This window comes from Mesobacillus persicus (assembly GCF_900109925.1).
In the GTDB taxonomy this organism is placed as follows: Bacteria; Bacillota; Bacilli; order Bacillales; family Cytobacillaceae; genus Mesobacillus_B; species Mesobacillus_B persicus.
The window spans coordinates 98,575-113,977 of record NZ_FOBW01000007.1; the positions used below are offsets into that span (position 1 = coordinate 98,575).

A 15,403-nucleotide genomic window follows, 5' to 3' on the forward strand; every position below is an offset into this window, starting at 1 on the left:
AATGTTGGGTGATGTGTTGAAGGAGTTAGATGGGCTGGGGCTTGCGGAACTGGTGAAAAAGAAGGAGGTTCGTCCGCTGGAGTTGACGGAAGCGGCGATTCAACGTGCGGAGGCTGTGAATCCTGAGTTGAACGCTATTATTCATAAAATGTACGATAAGGCTCGACAGGATGCGGAAACGGTAGATTTAACTAGAACGTTTGCAGGCGTCCCGATGTTGCTTAAGAACATCACTCAGGAGGTTAAGGGTGAACCGATTAATTCGGGATCAAGGGCCTTACAAGATTATCGGTCGTCTACCGATTCAGAATATGTGAGACGCTTGCGTAAAACAGGCTCTGTTTTTATTGGACAGACCAATGTACCTGAGTTTGCGTTGATGGGGATTACTGAGCCGGAGCTATATGGTCCCTCAAGGAATCCATGGAATCTAGGGCATACACCAGGTGGCTCTAGTGGTGGCTCGGCATCAGCAGTTGCGGCTGGAATTGTCCCAATCGCTGGGGCAAATGATGGTGGGGGTTCCATCAGAATCCCCGCAGCTTATTGTGGGTTGTTTGGGTTAAAGCCAACAAGAGGGAGGGTCCCTGTGGGTCCCAATCTCGGGCGCCATTGGCAGGGGGCTTCCGTTGATCACGTGCTGACAAAAACAGTTAGAGATAGTGCTGCGATGCTTGACGAGCTTGTCGGCTATGAAAAAGGAGCAGCTTTTTATACCCCGCGATTTGACGGAAGTTATCTAGCGGAACTCAGTAAGCCACTTGGCAAACAAAAGAGATTTGCCTTTTCGGTAAATTCCCCATTAGGGACAGAGGTGGACCCAGAGTGCATCGAGGCCGTCATGAAAACGGTTCGATTATTAGAAGAAATGGGCCATGAGGTGGAGGAAGTGGCTGCTCCTGTCGATGGCAAAAAAATCGCCAATAGTTATTTCACCCTCTATTTCGGAGAAGTTGCTGCATCGATTGCCCTGCTTGAAGAGGTTTTAGGGAGAAAGGCAAAGTTTGGTGATGTTGAACCAACGACATGGGTTTTAGGTCTGCTAGGTAAAGCCACCTCTGCTGAGGAGTTTGTGCTAAGTATTAGAGAGTGGGACAAAGCAGCCTTTACGATGGAAACATTTCATGAACGTTATGATTTTTATGTAACTCCGACCACCGCCTTTCCACCAGCTAAAATTGGCGAATTAGAGCCAAGCGGAGCGGAAAAGTGGTTGATGAATCTTGCAGGTAAAACAGGTGCTGGAGGTTTGTTAAAAAAAGCTGGGATTGTCGATCAGCTTGCAGAAAAGAGCCTCCTAAGGACACCATTCACTCAGCTCGCGAACCTGACTGGCCAGCCAGCGATGTCTTTACCTCTTCATTTAACCAAGGACCAACTTCCGAGTGGAGTCCAATTTATCGCTGCAAGAGGTCAGGAAGACAAGCTCTTTAGACTGGCAGCAGAACTGGAACAAACTAGTTTGTGGGTTGATGTAAACAGGAATCCATTTATGGCTTAGATTGAAAAAGGGATGATCTGTAATAAAGTGAATGACAGGAAGCAGCATTCTTGCTGTTTCTTTTTTTATGTCAACATATTCCCGGGTATACTAGACTTATCGGCAGGTTTTACGCTAGTATTCATTTAGGACTAAGTATGAAAGTGTATTAAAGGAGACGGAAATGACTGAAAATCAATCTATTATTAGTGAGTTAAAACCATTTATACAAGAGGCTTGGAGCAAAGCCGAATTTTCGACGCTGACGGATGTTCAAGCACAGACGATTCCTCTCATCGCTGCTGGACAGGATGTAATCGCGGAGTCGCCAACTGGAACGGGGAAGACGCTGGCGTATTTGTTGCCAGTTTTAAATAAAATTGATCCTAAGAAGCAAAACGCTCAGGCTGTGATTCTTGCCTCTTCTCAGGAACTTGTCATGCAGATTCTTTCTGAGGTGCAAAAATGGGGAGCGGGCAGCGGAATTACTTCCACTTCACTTATAGGTGGAGCCAATCCAAAACGCCAATTAGAGAAGCTAAAAAAAAGCCCGAACCTTATTGTAGGTACACCTGGCAGGGTGAATGAGCTAATTAAACAAAAGAAGTTAAAAATGCATGAAGTGAAAACAATCGTTCTAGATGAAGGCGATCAGTTGTTAACACCTGAGCATCGTAACACGTTAGATAGCATCATTAAATCCACGCTTGCTGACCGTCAAGTTCTGTTATTTTCAGCGACACTACCGAATCACACGGAGAATGCCGCGAGAGAACTTACTAAGAATCCAGAAGTCATTAAAATTAAACAAGACTCAACAATCGTTTCAGCAGAAGTTGAACATCTTTATTTTATCAGCGAGCAACGTGATAAGATTAAAATCCTTGAGAAACTATCACGGTTAAAACAATTTAAAGGTCTGATTTTCTTAAAAGATATTGGCAATCTTCAAGTAGCTGTTGAAAAGCTGAATTTCAAAAATATCCCTGCAAGGATGCTTCATAGTGAGCTGACTAAACAGCAACGACAGGCAAACCTAAAGCAGTTCCGTGAGGGGGAAAATGAGATGCTTCTTGTTACGGATATTGCTGCACGTGGCCTGGATATTAAAGGTGTCACTCATGTGGTTCATTATGATTTCCCTCGTGACCGTGAGCAATATATTCACCGCTCAGGCAGGACGGGTCGCTTTGGAGCTGAGGGAACAGTCATCAGCATCGTTAATGAACGAGAAGAGCGCGAGCTGAAGAAGTTTTGCAAGGAGCTGGGAGTTGTTCCAGCACAAAAAGAATTTTATAAAGAGCAAATCGTCGACGCTAGATAAAAGAATTTGAAAAAGCTATGGTATATCGCCATAGCTTTTTTCGCTATAAGCAGGATTTATCAACATGTAAACGAATTTTATAGGTAAGAACCTCATTAGAAAGGATATCATCAAATGGAAAATCCTAAGTTAAAGAAACTGTTCGACGAATGGCTACCTGAAGCAACAATTGATCAAATGCAGACCAAGATGGAAAGTGGCGAACTAACTGCAAAGCAACTCGTTCTAATGTATTTAAGTAGAATCGCCAAAATTGATAAAGCAATTAATTCCATCCTCGAAATCAATCCCGACGCTCTGCAGATTGCTGCCACATTAGATACAGAAAGAAAAGTCCATGGTTCCCGGGGTCCGCTTCACGGAATTCCAGTATTACTGAAAGATAATATTGATACGCATGATAAAATGCACACCAGTGCCGGCTCGCTAGCCCTTGAGCACTCAATTTCACCGGAGGATTCCTTCGTTGCCGCACAGTTGCGCAAAGCAGGCGCGGTTATTTTAGGGAAAACAAATATGACGGAGTGGGCCAATTTTATGGCAAATGATATGCCGACTGGCTATAGTTCAAGGGGTGGACAGGTGTTAAATCCATATGGCCCGAAGAAATTCATCGTCGGAGGATCGAGTGCTGGTTCTGGTTCGGCGGTGGCGGCGAATCTTGCTGCTGTTGCTGTGGGTACGGAGACATCAGGTTCGATTTTAAATCCGAGTGGGCAAAATTCACTTGTGGGCATCAAGCCAACGGTCGGACTTGTTAGTAGAAGCGGCATTATCCCGATTTCTCATACCCAAGATACTGCTGGACCGATGGCTAGAACCGTAAAGGATGCGGTCTATCTCCTTTCAGTGATTTCAGGTATTGATGAACATGACCCGGTTACAGGAACGAACCAAGTAACAATAGATATCAACAATTACCTTTTTGATAAAAAAGGGCTACAAGGGGCAACACTTGGTGTTCCAAGAGATTCCGCCTTTTACGATGGCTTATCGGATGATAAACGCCAGCTATTTGAAAAAGCAGTCGAGAAACTAAAACAACTTGGTGCAGCGGTGAAGGATGTCCACATTCCTTCAGCTAACGCAGAATGGGGCTATGATGTTTTAACATATGAGTTTAAAGTCGGAGTGAATGCGTATCTAAATCAGCTTCCTTCTACTGTTAAAATACGCAATCTGACAAATATTATTGCTTTTAATAAGCATCATATGGAACGCACCTTAAAATTTGGACAAGCAGTACTGATTGAGTCTGAAGAGACGAGTGGGACTCTTACAGAAGAGCAGTACCTTCTAGCTCTTGAGCATGATCAATATCAGTCAACGGAACAGGGAATTGACTTTGCTTTAAAAGAGTATGGTGTGAGTGCGCTTGTGTTTCCGCATGACCATGGAAGTGATATTGCAGCGAGAGCGGGATATCCGTCGATTACGGTCCCAGCTGGTTATACGAAGGATGGGGAGCCATTCGGCCTTACTTTTACAGGAACGGCTTATAGCGAGGCTACTCTAATAAAACTGGCCTATGCTTTTGAACAAGCAACAAATGTAAGAAAAGCCCCGGTTATCGAACCTAATGCTGAAGCATAATCTTCTTAAAATTTGCTCAAACTACACTTGTAAATCCTATTAAAAGGAGTCGAGTGACATGGGAAGGACAAAGTATGGAAATCCAGGCGCGCAGCGTAACAATAACCGTAAAAAGGGTCAAAACGTAAGTGAAGAACTAGTTGAATGGACCACAAGTGACAAGGAAAAGAATCGCCCAAGCAATCCATCTGATTAACAGTTAGTGTTTTATATAAATAAAAGGTGCTTTCCGTACTAACGGGGGCACCTTCTGTGGCTTTTGGCCTGTTTTAAGGTACAATGGACATGTTACTTCATAATTGGAGGGAACCGTCTTGGAGAAGAAGAAAACTGAACGAACACAGTCAGGCCAGTTTGAGGTGGCCTTCAACCGAATACATAGGTGTTTGAAGGATATGGTAAAGGATGCACATAACGACTCCTTTGTCGAACTGTTAAACACTGGTTTCAAGAATCACTCGATTATTAGGAAATATAAAAATGAATTGTACCAGTTTGCCAAACTGAGAAATGCCATTGTTCATGAAAAGGTGGATACGGATTACTATATTGCCGAACCCCATCGTCAAGTGGTCAATCGGATTGAAAGTATTGCTGCGAATTTTGAAAAACCACCATTGGCGATGAGCATCTCATCGACTCCCGTCTTTTACTATTATGAAGATGCCTTTTTAAAGGATGTACTAAAGGCTATTAATAAATTCGATTTCACTCGTTTCCCGATTTATAATAAAAATTATGAGTACCAAGGTCTGCTAACAGCATCCGATATCATTCGATGGATGGCAAAGCAATTAAACAGTAATGTAATTTCGCTGGAGAACGTGCAAGTTAATCAGTTACTCCGCACAAATAAAAAATATTATGTGGATTTCATTAAAGAGTCGACCAATCTTTTTGAAGTAGAGGAACTTTTTGATCAATATCATGCTGAAGATAAAAAGCTTCAGGCGGTAATCCTGAGCGAAAATGGCGGACCTAATAGCAAGCCGAAAGCGATTCTTACCCCATGGGATCTGCTGGATCCAGATCCGAAAGGGAACGATTAAATTTTAGGGTAACTTTTAATAAAATTGCCAAGACAAGGCCTCCCTTAACGGAGGTCTTGTTTTTCTTAATAAAATACGAAAGTTTAAAAGTTTTAGCTTAGATAAATGGCCAGCTCCAGCACCCTAGCGGCTAGTGTCCTTCGCTCTCCGCCCTACGATAAGTCAAGCACGAATGCGCTATCGCTCTTCGTGTTTCCTTTACCGCGTTCTAACGGGCAGTAGCTTCTCAACTGCCCGTAAGAACCCGATTGATTTTTCTAAGGGCTAAAGCCCTAAGAAAAATCTTATCTCAGTTGGAGCGCTCCAGGCCATACGCCGCTGAACAGGGCGCTTGCGCTTTTCTACGTATGCTTCTCCATTCCTCAAACATACTAAGAAAAAGACATGGTAAAGGAGCTGCGGAACTATGCCGGAATTACCGGAAATGGAAACGTACCGGAGATTGTTAAGTGAACGGATTGTTGGAAAACCGATAACGGATATTGAAGTCAATCGTGACAAAACGATAAATGCCCCACCAAGACAGTTTGTGGAAGAACTTAAAGGAAAGACAATTACAGCCGTGGGTCGCCGTGCGAAGCATTTGATTTTTGAGTTGAGCACGGGCAAAAGCCTTTTGCTACATTTAATGCTTGGAGGCTGGATGTATTATGGAAGTGACGAGGACAATCCCGACCGAACGAAGCAAGTTACCCTTTCCTTTGGTCAACAGAAGCTGTATTTTATTGGATTGCGGCTAGGGTTCCTTCATTTGTACAATGCAAAGGAATTAGCATCTGAATTAAGTGACTTAGGTCCCGAGCCTCTTGATCCTGGGTTTACCTATGAAAAGTTCCATGAAATCTTTGCTGACCGAAAAGGATGGTGAAAACGACTTTCGTCAATCAGGAAGTAATCGCCGGAATCGGGAACTGTTACTCAGATGAGATTTGCTTCGAGGCTAGCATTAAACCAGTGAGAAAGTTTCCAGAACTGGAGTCATCCGAATTTCAGGCGTTATTCCATGGGATGAAAACCGTATTTCATCGAGCCATTGAAGCGGGTGGCTATATGGATAACCCTCTTTTTAAAAATGACCAGAAAACTGGAGGCTATGACAAACAATGCCGTGTCTATGACCGCGAAGGTGAACCTTGTTTTAGGTGCCAATCAACCCTTGTAAAAGAAATGGTATCCTCACGAAAAATGTTTTATTGTCCTAATTGTCAAAGGTGAGGGGTCACTTTATAGAAGATTGTCTGTTAAAAGGTTATTGTTTTTTGTGAGAACTTTTTATGAAACCGGTTGATTGGAGCGGAAGGTGCGAGACTCCTCGAAAATGAACTACACATTTTCTCGTGCGTGGGCTGATTCAAGGATGGTATTCAGTGTCCTGCGGGAGCAGCGGGTCAGGTGAGACCCCACAGCGAGGAACGAGCGAGGAGGCTCACCGCACGCCCCGCGGAAAGCGAGCATCCTGAAGCGGAAATCAACCACTACTTGTTTTTAGCAACATAGTTTACGAAAACAGCATAAAAAAATTAAAAGAAAAAGAGGAAACCCCGTCCTTTTCGAGAACTATCTTTTAAAAGGATTAATAGGGGGAGAAAAGAATGGACTTTAAAACAGCTGACATTTGTGATGATTACGCTAGTAAATTAGAGGTGTGCCAAAGTGAGTTTAAGTCCTACGGGGAAAAACCAAAGTTCTTTGGTCCTGTAGCAACAGTTAAGGTGTTCGAAGATAATGTACTTGTTGTCGAATCATTAGAAAGCATTCCAGAAGGGAGTGTCCTTGTCGTTGACGGTGGAGGCTCGCGGCGTTGTGCGTTGATGGGCGACCGCCTTGGAGGTATTGCTGAGACTCGTAAGTTAGCCGGAGTCATCATTAATGGTTGTGTCCGTGATTCGGAGGATTTGGCCAAGCTTGACGTAGGAATCTTTGCTTTAGGAAGCAATCCACTTAAAAGTAAAAAAGAAGGAAAAGGCGAAAAACAAGTGACGGTCACTTTTGGCGGGATTGATTGGAAACCTGGCTTGTTTGTCTATGCGGATCAAGATGGAGTCATTGTTTCAGAGCAAAAACTACTGTAAAAATTTTAATTTGTTAACGGTATAAAATCACCCCTTTTCCTCATCCTAATCGAGGAGGAGGTGTGAAAAATGCTAAAAAGAATATTAATCACTCTATTATTGCTTGTCATGATTCCGACTGTATCTTTCGCTCAACAGGTACATACGGTGAGCCGGGGAGATACGATGTGGAAGATTTCTGTTTGGTATCAAGTAGGGCTCTCAGAAATTATTGGTGCGAATCCTCACATCAAAAACCCTGCATTAATTTATCCTGGACAGAAGCTTACCATTCCAGATCTCAGTGCAGCAAAGAACATTGAAAATCAGGTGGTTCAACTGACTAACCAAGAGCGCGCTAAGCATGGTCTGAAGCCATTGGCTGCTGACTGGCAGCTTGCGAGGGTTGCGAGGTACAAATCAGTGGATATGCGAGACAAGAACTATTTCCAACATAATAGTCCAACCTATGGAACTCCATTTGATATGATCAAAAGCTTCGGGGTAACTTACCGTAGTGCAGGAGAAAACATAGCGGCAGGTCAGCGTACACCGCAAGAGGTTGTCAAAGCTTGGATGGACAGTCCTGGACACCGCGCCAATATCCTAAATAGCTCTTATACGCATATCGGCATTGGGCATGCAACAGGCGGATCATACGGACACTATTGGACACAGATGTTTATTCAAAAATAGGTAATTCAGGAACACCAGCACAATGTTGCTGGTGTTTTTTCGTGTTTTTTAAAGGCGTTGGTGCCCTAAATGGATGAGGGAAGGAGGAGAAGGTCACCAATAGGAGTGATTGGTGCCCTAAGTGGGTAAGGCAAGGAGAAGAAAGGTCACCAATAGGGTTGATTGGTGCCCTAAGTGGATGAGGCAAGGAGAAGAAAGGTCACCAATAGGAGTGATTGGTGACCTAAGTGGGTGAGGCAAGGAGAAGAAAGGTCACCAATAGAAGCGATTGGTGACCTAAGTGGATTAGGCAAAGAGAAGAAAGGTAACCAATAGGTAGTTATTAGGTACATAACGCATCGTGAAATCCCTCAACAGCAGCAACCATCCCCTCCTAAAACCCCGTCAAACCAATACAGTCCTACTTGCTATCAGCCTCAGGTCCTAGTTGAAAATCAAGCTGAGGCTCGTTATGACGGGATTCGATTCGAGGTAAGATGATATCAAGAAAGGAGGAATTGAAAATGAAAAAATTCGGTTTACTACTTGCAGGGGGGATTGCGGCGCTGATCTTGATTTCAAACCTTGGACCATTATTCGGTCTAGCCATCAGCTTGCTTGTCCTCTACTTTATCCTGAAACAGTTTTTAAAAACAGATTCTACTTTTAAAAAGATTGCTTGGGGAACGCTCGGATTATTTATCCTTATGGCAGCCGCTTCAAATGTACCAGCAATTTTAGCAATTTTTGCAGCTTATGTGCTTTACCTTGTTTATAAAAAGTGGAACGAGGGAGAATCGACTACTAGCTATAAAAATGACGATCCATTCGTCAACTTTGAAAAACAGTGGTCAGAACTTAAGAAATTTTAACAGCTGTTAAACAGATAAAGCCTCATGTAGACCAAGTATTAGCCCTTTCAAAAGGAGCGTTCATTTTTCGTTAAAAGACATTGTTGAAGTTGCCACCTGTTGATTGGAGCGGAAGGCGCTTGACTCCTCGAAAATGAAAATACGCATTTTCTCGTGCGTGGGCGTATTCGAGGAAGCCATTCAGTGTCCTGCGGGAGCAGCGGGACAGGTGAGACCCTGCAGGAGCGCAGCGACGAGGAGGCTCAGCGCCCGCCCCGCGGAAAGCAAGCGCCTGGAGTGGAAATCAACAGATTTATTAATAGAATTCAAAATTAAAGGAGAGATAACTCATGACTAACTTATTTACTCGTATTAAAAACACTGTGATGGCGGACCTTTATGAAACACTTGATAAAAAAGAACAGAAAAATCCAATTGCGATGCTCAATCAATATCTTCGCGAATGCGAATTAGAAACAGAGAAGGTGCGGAAACTTCTTGAACGTCAACACCAGCTAAAAGATCAATTCACTCGTGAGTTTCATCAAGCTACAGAAATGGCCGAAAAGCGCGGTCGTCAAGCAGAAGTTGCTCAAAAGGCAGGCGAAGCAGAGCTTTATCAGTTCGCAGCTCAAGAGCAAAGCCATTTTGCCGAAAGAGCCTCTCGTCTGAAAGATGCTCTTGCCAATGCGGTCAAACAACAGGATGAACTAGAGCATAAATACGAAGATATGAAACACAAGCTAAAGGATATGCACATTCGCCGCTTAGAGCTTATGGGCAGAGAAAATGTCACTCGTGCTCATCACCAAATGGATCAGGTAATCGAAAATACCACTTATTCCGATAAGTCATATTCTCGATTTAGCGAAATTGAGTCTTATCTAGACCGTGTCGAGCAGCAAGTGAACAGCTCCTATTATCGAAATACGATTGATGGTAGAATTGCTGAACTTGAAAAAGAAATGAAAAAGCAAGAATCTCATTCTATTTCCTAATCTAATCATGGTATTCTTAAAAGAGGTACAGTCGGAAGTCTGTGCCTCTTCGTGGAATATAGAAAATAATCATAGATAGCCCGCTAGAAAGGAGGAAAAGATTTTGTTAAATAAAATGCAAAACGATTCATTCAGTTGGATGCTTCTCATTGGTGCGTTGCTGTTATTAGTTGAAATCACGTTTTTTAATCAGGGCTTAATCTTTTCCCTCTTTGTGTCGGGAGCGATGATTTATTTTGGGCGAAAGCTCTATAGTAGAGTGTTAGGGAAAATGTTATTTTGGATTGGCTTGTTTACCTTTGCTAGTAGCGTCTTTGGAATGATGACGTTTAGGTTATTACTTCTTGCGGCCTTGCTTTTTCTTATTATCCAGTTTGCGCAGTCCAAGAAGAAGCCTGAGGTTATCAGGCCAATGCTTGAAGAACCGAGCTCGCCTCAATCAGAAACAACAATCATTGAGCAATCCTCCCTTTTTAAAAATACCGTGTTTGGCCACCAAAAAACACCGCAGCATGTTTATGAGTGGGACGATGTGAATATTGTGACCGGAGTTGGGGATACCGTCATTGATCTAAGTTATACGGTCCTCCCAAAAGGGGAGACGGTTATTTTTATCCGTAATATTGTCGGCAACATGAAAATTTATGTTCCATACGATACCGAAGTGAATCTTCGCCATTCTTCGTTTGTGGGCTCGGCAAATGTGTTGGACTTCCAGAGGGAGCGGAGTTTTAACCAGATGCTAGCTGTCAAAACTCCGGACTATGACCAGGCAGTGCAAAAGGTGAAGATATTCACGTCGAGTATGATTGGGGACATCGAGGTGAAAAGAATATGAGCGCCATTCAGCGTCAAATGTTATGGGGAATTGGCTTTAGCTTTTTCCTGTTTCTCTTTTTGACTGGCTCTTATTTTTATATTCATCCTCTTGGTCACTGGTCGGAATTCTGGGAACGCGAGCTGTTGGATATTCCGTTTATTCTCTTGACCGCGACAGTTAGCCTTAGTCTTGGGTTATGCTTTGGATTGATTCTGGGCATTTACTGGCGGAAACAGTTGCAAACAGTTGAGAATTGGCTTTTTCAGCTGGAGGAAGGTCGTCTCACGGAATCTGAATCGGGTGCTTCACCCGAAATTAGCGGAATTTCTGAGCGACTGCAAAGAGTCCAGAAGCAGATGGCTGAGAAAGCAAAACTAGCTCAGCGATTAGCGACTGAAAAGGCAGAAGAGCAAGAGACAAAAATCCAGGAAATGATTTCACAGGAGCGAAACAGGCTTGCCAGGGAACTTCATGATTCTGTGAGCCAGCAGCTGTTTGCCGCGTCGATGATGATGTCGGCGGTGAACGAGACAAAGGCAGCAACAATGGCCAGTCAACAACCGGTTGCCGAAGATGAAGTGCAACCACAGCAAAATAAGCTGGCCGCTGAACGGGAAGCCAAGCAGTTAAAAATGGTGGAGGAGATGATTCACCAGTCACAGCTTGAGATGAGGGCACTGCTTCTTCATCTTCGCCCTGTTGCTCTAAAAGGGAAATCCTTGCAGGAAGGAATTGAAGAACTGCTTGTTGAATTATCACAAAAAGTCACGATGGATATTCATTGGAAGGTTGAGACGTTTCAAGTCGACAAGGGAGTCGAGGATCATTTATTTCGGATACTTCAGGAATCTGTCTCGAACACCCTCCGTCACTCGAAAGCCTCTAAACTAGAAGTCCTGCTGATTAAAAGGGATGAACTGGTGATTATGAGGGTGTCTGATGATGGAGTTGGCTTCGATGTGGAAGATTCGAAAGCGGGCGCCTATGGTTTGCAGAATATGCATGAACGCGCGGGCGAAGTCGGTGGCACCCTGAAAATGGTTAGTGTGAAAAACAAAGGAACAAAGCTTGAGGTAAAGGTTCCAATTTTAACGAGTGGGAGGGGGAATGAGCATGATTAAAGTCGTTTTTATTGATGATCACGAGATGGTTCGTATTGGGGTGGCATCCTACTTGTCGGCACAGCCCGATATTGAGGTGATTGGCGAAGCAGACAATGGCCGGACCGGAGTGGATCTCGTCCTTGAACTAAGGCCTGACATTGTTCTAATGGACCTTGTGATGAAGGAAATGGACGGGATTGAGGCAACAGCGAGGATTATTGAGCAATGGCCTGAAGCGAGAATCATCGTTGTCACGAGTTTTTTAGATGATGAAAAGGTCTATCCGGCGTTAGAGGCTGGAGCAACAAGCTATATGTTAAAAACCTCAAAAGCGAGCGATATTGCCAATGCTGTCAGGGCTACATACTCGGGCCAGCCAGTCCTTGAACCGGAAGTCACTGGTAAAATGATGATGAAAATGCGCCAGAAACAATCTGTCCTCCCACATGAAGAATTGACCGAACGGGAAATGGAAGTTCTGTTATTAATGACCGAAGGAAAGAGTAATCAAGAAATCGCAGATGAGCTTTTTATTGCACTAAAAACGGTGAAAACTCATGTGAGCAACATCCTCAGTAAACTACAAGTTCAAGACCGGACCCAAGCGGTCATCTATGCTTTTAAGCATTCTTTAGTAAAATAGTAGTTGCTAAGCCTAAGAATCGAGCCAGTTTAAATGGACTCGGTTTTTTTGTGGGTTAAAATAACTGGGATTGGATATTTTTTAAAGCATTCTATGTTAGTATTAAAGATTTTTAATGGAAAAAAGGCCTAAATCCACTAGATAGATTACACCAACGTATGTTTAATCTGCCTGGGAGATTAGTTATGCATCGATTCTGGAGAGTTATTGATTGTTTATTGGAGAATATGCATCGATTATTGAAAGTTATAGATCGATTATCTGAAGTTATTGAAAAAATGGTGACTAAACTGTGTCTAGGAGTAACTTTTGTTGCAGGGAATAGGGATTCCTATCGAGATAGTCCGGGTATGTTTGCACCTGTCTCAAACAAGTAAGTGTTTATGATGGTCCTTCACCCACACTAATCAATCAAACGTTTGATTAATTAAACGATTCAAACATTCATAAAATAATTCGCGGACTTGTCTCATATGTATGGAGTAGAAGGAAACAGAGGTGACATCCGTGAAGTTATTTTTAAAAGGGACAATCGTTTTGGTGTTGGCCGCTTTTGTAGGAGAATGTGCAGAATTTCTGATTAATATGATCTTGGCAAGGGAGCTTGGCGAGGGTGGCATGGGGCAGTATATGACCATCTTACCGCTAGTTTTCCTCATCATGATGCTAGCAAGCTTTGAGCTACCGGTTTCCCTTTCAAAACTGGTAGCAGAGAAAGAATCGAAATATCATCAAAAACTGTTAAGGGATGTACTACATCTCACGATAATTTTAACGGCAGCCTTACTCGTACTAGCTGCTCTCATCATGCCGAATATTTCTATTTTCCAAGATAATCATCCGGCTTTAAAGTGGATTGTCCTGTCGATGATTCCGATGATGTCCTTTACCTCCATCGCCAGAGGCTATTTTATGGGGAAGCAGCATATGGGGAAAATTGCCGTTGCCAATTTGTTGCGGAGACTGATCATGTTGTTGTTATTAGCGGCAGTCTATCAGTTTTTTGAATTTGAGCGACCAACCGCACTACTCATAGCATTTGTTACCCTAGCGGCAAGTGAACTAGTCGTGTTTGTGTATTTGTTTCATCTGTTTTTATTAAACTACCAGAATTTAAAGCGTGTGCCAGGGGAAGATGTGAATAAGACGGAAATAAGGAAAAGCCTGCTCGCGATTTCGGGTCCGACAACGGCTTTAAGGATTTTTCATTCATTGACCCATGCAGCTCAGCCTTTTTTGATCAAAACGGCGATTATCCACGCTGGTGTACCACCAGAAGCGGCCAATGAGCAGTTCGGGATGCTAGCAGGCGTGGCGATGACGATTGGTTTCTTTCCAGCCTTTATCGCTCACTCGTTCATGATTGTACTTATCCCTACGGTTGCGAAACAATATGCTGGCGGTGAGCTCGTAAAATTACAAAGACTCTTGCAGCACGTTATGCTGTTGACGCTTTTATATGGTGTACCAGCAGTAGCTGTGTTCTACTTTTTTGCGGAACCATTAACAAACTTATTTTTCCACTCGAATAATGCAGCCTACTTTTTACAGATTCTTTGGCCGTACTTTTTGCTCCATTTCTTTGTGATTCCAATGCAGGCTTACCTACTTGGGCTCGGCTTAGTAAAGGATGCCTTTTATCATACGATATGGGCTACGATTGTTTCTTTTACCATCATTTATATTTTAGGCTCCCGACCAGAATGGCAGATGTCTGGAGTGATTATTGGGATGAATACGGGGACGGTTCTTATGACTCTCATGCACCTCCTGACCGTATTGAAAAGAATTGGGGTTGTTTTTCCAACCAGGTCCGCTGAGCGGAAGGTTTTTAAGTGATTGTAAAAAAAGCTTGCGATTCATGAGGAATCGCAAGCTTTTTTTAGTTGGGTAATTCTATTGTATGTTTTTATTGTAATAGTCAACTCCATATGTGGAGCCTTCGCTGACCATTTCATTGATGTTTTCATCGTAGGGATCTGGGAGGCCGGCCTTTTTAACGGGAACGATTTCATGTTCGTTTGAAGAGAATAATCGATTCTTTATACCTGATGTGAAGTCCATTATTTTCGTAGTATTTTCCTTTGGATTTGAGGCCATCCATACTGCAGCTGCACCTGCTCCGATAACTAGAAAAGATTTTAGTGGGTTTATTTGCATATGTGAGTCCTCCTTTTGGTATTGCTTATAGCAGCTCCTATAAGTATGTTTCCCCTATTTTTTTGTGCTAAAACATTTGGAGGTGGATGGATTTGAGACGGGTGAGTAGAGGAGGGGGGCAATTTAAACATAAAAAAACAGAGGTTCACAATTACCTCTGCCCTCACTTAATATTTAATCGCAAACGATTTGTAGTTCTCCTCGGCTTCTGTTTCATTGATGTCAATCTGGTCCACTGTCGAGAAGGGGTTCCCTCTACGTATTTCTTCGATGAATAGGTCCAAAGTTTCTTTTGTCCCAGTGGTCAACATTTCGACTGTGCCATCCTCTCGGTTTCTCACCCAGCCAGTAATTCCAAATTGAAGCGCCTTCATTTGAGTAAAGTAGCGATAGCCTACTCCTTGAACTTTTCCTGAGACAACGATTTTTAATTGTAACAAGACTCCGCCCCCAGATTTTTTTATATAAAAAACTTGACTAAGTAAAATTACCTATGCACCTTTATTATAGCAACAACGGTAGGCAGAGTATAGTTGAAATTGAAAGGCTCTTTTCTCAATCTATGTGGATACCGCAAATAGGATTTAACTAGTGTAGATAGTAGTAAAATCAGCTTTATGATTTTAACAACAGTCTTTCCTAAAACAGCCAATAGA

16 protein-coding genes and 1 pseudogene are annotated in these 15,403 nt (G+C 43.0%); 15 read left to right on the forward strand and 2 right to left on the reverse strand.

Going from position 1 to position 15,403, the window contains the following annotated elements; genetic code table 11:
* Window position 1 precedes the first annotated feature (1 nt).
* The 15 genes and pseudogenes from BMX30_RS11280 (at window position 2) to BMX30_RS11345 (ending at window position 14,426) form a co-directional block, all read left to right on the forward strand.
* Window positions 2-1,501: an amidase gene (locus BMX30_RS11280; protein ID WP_090745239.1), complete on the forward strand. Its 1,500-nt coding sequence runs from the start codon at window positions 2-4 to the stop codon at window positions 1,499-1,501.
* A gap of 163 nt (window positions 1,502-1,664) precedes the next feature.
* Window positions 1,665-2,804, forward strand: a complete 1,140-nt coding sequence (locus BMX30_RS11285) for a DEAD/DEAH box helicase (protein WP_090745242.1) — start codon at window positions 1,665-1,667, stop codon at window positions 2,802-2,804.
* Window positions 2,805-2,918: 114 nt separating this feature from the next.
* On the forward strand, window positions 2,919-4,397 hold the full coding sequence (locus BMX30_RS11290; protein WP_090745245.1) for an amidase family protein: 1,479 nt from the start codon (window positions 2,919-2,921) through the stop codon (window positions 4,395-4,397).
* 58 nt (window positions 4,398-4,455) lie between these two features.
* Window positions 4,456-4,593: a hypothetical protein gene (locus tag BMX30_RS23540; protein WP_170843854.1), complete on the forward strand. Its 138-nt coding sequence runs from the start codon at window positions 4,456-4,458 to the stop codon at window positions 4,591-4,593.
* 118 nt (window positions 4,594-4,711) lie between these two features.
* On the forward strand, window positions 4,712-5,446 hold the full coding sequence (locus BMX30_RS11295) for a CBS domain-containing protein (protein WP_244532567.1): 735 nt from the start codon (window positions 4,712-4,714) through the stop codon (window positions 5,444-5,446).
* Window positions 5,447-5,852: 406 nt separating this feature from the next.
* Window positions 5,853-6,661 (forward strand): annotated as a pseudogene (gene mutM / locus BMX30_RS11300) (bifunctional DNA-formamidopyrimidine glycosylase/DNA-(apurinic or apyrimidinic site) lyase).
* A gap of 377 nt (window positions 6,662-7,038) precedes the next feature.
* Window positions 7,039-7,518 (forward strand): ribonuclease E activity regulator RraA, encoded by a 480-nt coding sequence (gene rraA / locus BMX30_RS11305; RefSeq protein ID WP_090745248.1) that lies wholly within the window; start codon window positions 7,039-7,041, stop codon window positions 7,516-7,518.
* 69 nt (window positions 7,519-7,587) lie between these two features.
* A complete protein-coding gene (safA, locus tag BMX30_RS11310) occupies window positions 7,588-8,193 on the forward strand; it encodes a SafA/ExsA family spore coat assembly protein (RefSeq protein ID WP_090745252.1) in 606 nt (201 codons plus the stop codon).
* A gap of 503 nt (window positions 8,194-8,696) precedes the next feature.
* A complete protein-coding gene (locus tag BMX30_RS11315) occupies window positions 8,697-9,044 on the forward strand; it encodes a lmo0954 family membrane protein (RefSeq protein ID WP_090745255.1) in 348 nt (115 codons plus the stop codon).
* Window positions 9,045-9,373: 329 nt separating this feature from the next.
* The gene (locus BMX30_RS11320) at window positions 9,374-10,021 is read left to right on the forward strand and encodes a PspA/IM30 family protein (RefSeq protein WP_090745257.1); all 648 of its coding nucleotides are present in this window, start codon (window positions 9,374-9,376) and stop codon (window positions 10,019-10,021) included.
* A 103-nt stretch (window positions 10,022-10,124) separates the two neighbouring features.
* Window positions 10,125-10,859 (forward strand): cell wall-active antibiotics response protein LiaF, encoded by a 735-nt coding sequence (liaF, locus tag BMX30_RS11325; protein ID WP_170843855.1) that lies wholly within the window; start codon window positions 10,125-10,127, stop codon window positions 10,857-10,859.
* On the forward strand, window positions 10,856-11,962 hold the full coding sequence (locus BMX30_RS11330) for a sensor histidine kinase (protein WP_090745260.1): 1,107 nt from the start codon (window positions 10,856-10,858) through the stop codon (window positions 11,960-11,962). The genes liaF and BMX30_RS11330 overlap by 4 nt, the downstream gene beginning before the upstream one ends.
* On the forward strand, window positions 11,955-12,587 hold the full coding sequence (locus BMX30_RS11335) for a response regulator transcription factor (protein ID WP_090745263.1): 633 nt from the start codon (window positions 11,955-11,957) through the stop codon (window positions 12,585-12,587). The genes BMX30_RS11330 and BMX30_RS11335 overlap by 8 nt, the downstream gene beginning before the upstream one ends.
* 185 nt (window positions 12,588-12,772) lie before the next feature.
* Window positions 12,773-12,964 carry a hypothetical protein gene (locus BMX30_RS11340; protein ID WP_090745268.1) on the forward strand — a complete coding sequence of 64 codons (192 nt, stop codon included), beginning with the start codon at window positions 12,773-12,775 and terminating at the stop codon, window positions 12,962-12,964.
* A 121-nt stretch (window positions 12,965-13,085) separates the two neighbouring features.
* Window positions 13,086-14,426: an oligosaccharide flippase family protein gene (locus tag BMX30_RS11345; protein WP_342028070.1), complete on the forward strand. Its 1,341-nt coding sequence runs from the start codon at window positions 13,086-13,088 to the stop codon at window positions 14,424-14,426.
* A 57-nt stretch (window positions 14,427-14,483) separates the two neighbouring features.
* Here BMX30_RS11345 and BMX30_RS11350 read toward each other — a convergent pair whose 3' ends face one another.
* Together BMX30_RS11350 and BMX30_RS11355 are read right to left on the reverse strand one after the other, a co-directional pair.
* Complete coding sequence (locus BMX30_RS11350; RefSeq protein ID WP_090745274.1) at window positions 14,484-14,747, reverse strand: hypothetical protein; 264 nt, start codon at window positions 14,745-14,747, stop codon at window positions 14,484-14,486.
* A 167-nt stretch (window positions 14,748-14,914) separates the two neighbouring features.
* Entirely contained in the window at window positions 14,915-15,187 is a 273-nt protein-coding gene (locus tag BMX30_RS11355) for an acylphosphatase (protein WP_090745277.1), read from the reverse strand.
* Window positions 15,188-15,403 lie beyond the last annotated feature (216 nt).

Bases quoted from the DNA above. Each gene is read 5' to 3' on its own strand.
- BMX30_RS11280 (WP_090745239.1), top strand. From the start codon at position 2: ATGTTGGGTGATGTGTTGAAGGAGTTAGATGGGCTGGGGCTTGCGGAA.
- BMX30_RS11285 (WP_090745242.1), top strand. From the start codon at position 1,665: ATGACTGAAAATCAATCTATTATTAGTGAGTTAAAACCATTTATACAA.
- BMX30_RS11290 (WP_090745245.1), top strand. From the start codon at position 2,919: ATGGAAAATCCTAAGTTAAAGAAACTGTTCGACGAATGGCTACCTGAA.
- BMX30_RS23540 (WP_170843854.1), top strand. From the start codon at position 4,456: ATGGGAAGGACAAAGTATGGAAATCCAGGCGCGCAGCGTAACAATAAC.
- rraA (WP_090745248.1), top strand. From the start codon at position 7,039: ATGGACTTTAAAACAGCTGACATTTGTGATGATTACGCTAGTAAATTA.
- safA (WP_090745252.1), top strand. From the start codon at position 7,588: ATGCTAAAAAGAATATTAATCACTCTATTATTGCTTGTCATGATTCCG.
- BMX30_RS11315 (WP_090745255.1), top strand. From the start codon at position 8,697: ATGAAAAAATTCGGTTTACTACTTGCAGGGGGGATTGCGGCGCTGATC.
- BMX30_RS11320 (WP_090745257.1), top strand. From the start codon at position 9,374: ATGACTAACTTATTTACTCGTATTAAAAACACTGTGATGGCGGACCTT.
- BMX30_RS11330 (WP_090745260.1), top strand. From the start codon at position 10,856: ATGAGCGCCATTCAGCGTCAAATGTTATGGGGAATTGGCTTTAGCTTT.
- BMX30_RS11335 (WP_090745263.1), top strand. From the start codon at position 11,955: ATGATTAAAGTCGTTTTTATTGATGATCACGAGATGGTTCGTATTGGG.
- BMX30_RS11340 (WP_090745268.1), top strand. From the start codon at position 12,773: ATGCATCGATTCTGGAGAGTTATTGATTGTTTATTGGAGAATATGCAT.
- BMX30_RS11350 (WP_090745274.1), bottom strand. From the start codon at position 14,747: ATGCAAATAAACCCACTAAAATCTTTTCTAGTTATCGGAGCAGGTGCA.